General features: G+C 51.5%; 1 tRNA gene and 1 rRNA gene. Both read right to left on the bottom strand.

Going from position 1 to position 3226, the window contains the following annotated elements:
* Positions 1-27 precede the first annotated feature (27 nt).
* Positions 28-2909, bottom strand: a 23S ribosomal RNA gene (locus EFO84_RS05215).
* Between the two features lie 215 nt (positions 2910-3124).
* Positions 3125-3200 (bottom strand) — tRNA-Ala (locus EFO84_RS05210).
* Positions 3201-3226: the final 26 nt, after the last annotated feature.

Below are 3226 nucleotides of genomic sequence, written 5' to 3'. Positions count from 1 at the left end.
AACAACCCTAAACACTTTTGGTGTTGTATGGTTAAGCCTCACGGGCAATTAGTACGGGTTAGCTCAACGCATTACTACGCTTCCACACCCCGCCTATCAACGTTGTAGTCTCCAACAGCCCTTTAGGAGCTTATAGCTCAGTGAGAACTTATCTCGAGGCTCGCTTCCCGCTTAGATGCTTTCAGCGGTTATCGATTCCGAACGTAGCTACCGGGCAGTGCCATTGGCATGACAACCCGAACACCAGCGGTTCGTTCACTCCGGTCCTCTCGTACTAGGAGCAACCCCTCTCAATTCTCAAACGCCCACGGCAGATAGGGACCGAACTGTCTCACGACGTTCTAAACCCAGCTCGCGTACCACTTTAAATGGCGAACAGCCATACCCTTGGGACCGACTACAGCCCCAGGATGTGATGAGCCGACATCGAGGTGCCAAACACCGCCGTCGATATGAACTCTTGGGCGGTATCAGCCTGTTATCCCCGGAGTACCTTTTATCCGTTGAGCGATGGCCCTTCCATTCAGAACCACCGGATCACTATGACCTGCTTTCGCACCTGCTCGACTTGTCTGTCTCGCAGTTAAGCTGGCTTGTGCCATTACACTAACCGTACGATGTCCGACCGTACTTAGCCAACCTTCGTGCTCCTCCGTTACTCTTTAGGAGGAGACCGCCCCAGTCAAACTACCCACCAGGCACTGTCCTCAATCCCGATTAGGGACCTAAGTTAGAACATCAAACATACAAGGGTGGTATTTCAAGGTTGGCTCCACGCAAACTGGCGTTCACGCTTCAAAGCCTCCCACCTATCCTACACATGCAGGTTCAATGTTCAGTGCCAAGCTGTAGTAAAGGTTCACGGGGTCTTTCCGTCTAGCCGCGGGTACACTGCATCTTCACAGCGATTTCAATTTCACTGAGTCTCGGGTGGAGACAGCGTGGCCATGGTTACACCATTCGTGCAGGTCGGAACTTACCCGACAAGGAATTTCGCTACCTTAGGACCGTTATAGTTACGGCCGCCGTTTACCGGGGCTTCGATCAAGAGCTTCGCTTGCGCTAACCCCATCAATTAACCTTCCGGCACCGGGCAGGTGTCACACCCTATACGTCCACTTTCGTGTTTGCAGAGTGCTGTGTTTTTAATAAACAGTCCCAGCCACCTGGTCACTGCGGCCAGCTCCGGCTCCGCCCGTAAGGACTTCACCAGCTCTGGCGTACCTTCTCCCGAAGTTACGGTACTATTTTGCCTAGTTCCTTCACCCGAGTTCTCTCAAGCGCCTTAGTATTCTCTACCTGACCACCTGTGTCGGTTTCGGGTACGGTCACTTATTATCTGAAGCTTAGAGGCTTTTCCTGGAAGCATGGCATCAACAACTTCGCACCCGTAGGTGCTCGTCTCGTGTCTCAGTCTTAGTCGCCCGGATTTTCCTAAGCAACCAACCTACGCACTTTCACCGGGATTACCAACACCCGGCTTGCCTAGCCTTCTCCGTCCCCCCATCGCAATAATAAGTGGTACAGGAATATTAACCTGTTTCCCATCGACTACGCTTTTCAGCCTCGCCTTAGGGGCCGACTTACCCTACCCTGATTAGCATGGGATAGGAAACCTTGGTCTTCCGGCGTGGGGGTTTTTCACCCCCATTATCGTTACTCATGTCAGCATTCGCACTTCTGATACCTCCAGCATGCTTCTCAACACACCTTCAACGGCTTACAGAACGCTCCCCTACCCAGCATACAAGTATGCTGCCGCAGCTTCGGTGCATGGCTTTAGCCCCGTTACATCTTCCGCGCAGGCCGACTCGACTAGTGAGCTATTACGCTTTCTTTAAAGGGTGGCTGCTTCTAAGCCAACCTCCTAGCTGTCTGAGCCTTCCCACATCGTTTCCCACTTAGCCATGACTTTGGGACCTTAGCTGGCGGTCTGGGTTGTTTCCCTCTTCACGACGGACGTTAGCACCCGCCGTGTGTCTCCCGGATAGTACTCACTGGTATTCGGAGTTTGCATGGGGTTGGTAAGTCGGGATGACCCCCTAGCCCAAACAGTGCTCTACCCCCAGTGGTATTCGTCCGAGGCGCTACCTAAATAGCTTTCGGGGAGAACCAGCTATCTCCGGGCTTGATTAGCCTTTCACTCCGATCCACAAGTCATCCCCATCTTTTTCAACAGATGTGGGTTCGGTCCTCCAATTGATGTTACTCAATCTTCAACCTGCTCATGGATAGATCGCCCGGTTTCGGGTCTATACCTTGCAACTGAACGCCCAGTTAAGACTCGGTTTCCCTACGGCTCCCCTATACGGTTAACCTTGCTACAAAATATAAGTCGCTGACCCATTATACAAAAGGTACGCAGTCACACCACGAAGGTGCTCCTACTGCTTGTACGTAGACGGTTTCAGGTTCTATTTCACTCCCTTCACCAGGGTTCTTTTCGCCTTTCCCTCACGGTACTAGTTCACTATCGGTCAGTTGGGAGTATTTAGCCTTGGAGGATGGTCCCCCCATATTCAGTCAAGATAACACGTGTCCCGACCTACTCGTTTTCACAGCCATGGCCCCGTCGTGTACGGGACTATCACCCTGTATCGTGCAGCTTTCCAGCTACTTCCACTAAGGCCATGATTGCTTAAGGGCTAATTCCCGTTCGCTCGCCGCTACTAGGGAAATCTCGGTTGATTTCTTTTCCTCCGGGTACTTAGATGTTTCAGTTCTCCGGGTTCGCTTCCTACACCTATGTATTCAGTGCAGGATAGTGTGCATGCACACTGGGTTGCCCCATTCGGAAATCCATGACTCAAGTGGCTCTTACTGCCTCATCATGGCTTATCGCAAGTTAGTACGTCCTTCATCGCCTCCAACTGCCTAGGCATCCACCGTCTACGCTTATTCACTTAACCATACAACCCAAAAGTGTCTCACTTTTAGACTGCATGGGCTGTTTCTATGCTGTACACAAGTTCGATACGCCTCTACCAAATTTTGGTTCAAGTAGAGTGGCATTTCATTTATTACAATCAGCTTGTTCATATTGTTAAAGAGCATGTAACACAAAGTTACCCGTCAATACCGCTTACGGCATTCACGACTAACGTCGTACTACTCGATAGAGAAATGGTGGAGCCAAGCGGGATCGAACCGCTGACCTCCTGCGTGCAAGGCAGGCGCTCTCCCAGCTGAGCTATGGCCCCGAAAAGTGAAATTCGTGGGAGGGCAA

Source organism: Pseudidiomarina mangrovi, assembly GCF_003999375.1.
GTDB classification, from domain to species: Bacteria; Pseudomonadota; Gammaproteobacteria; order Enterobacterales; family Alteromonadaceae; genus Pseudidiomarina; species Pseudidiomarina mangrovi.
The sequence above is the reverse complement of the archived record's forward strand: the minus strand, read 5'-3'. Positions and strand labels throughout refer to the sequence as shown.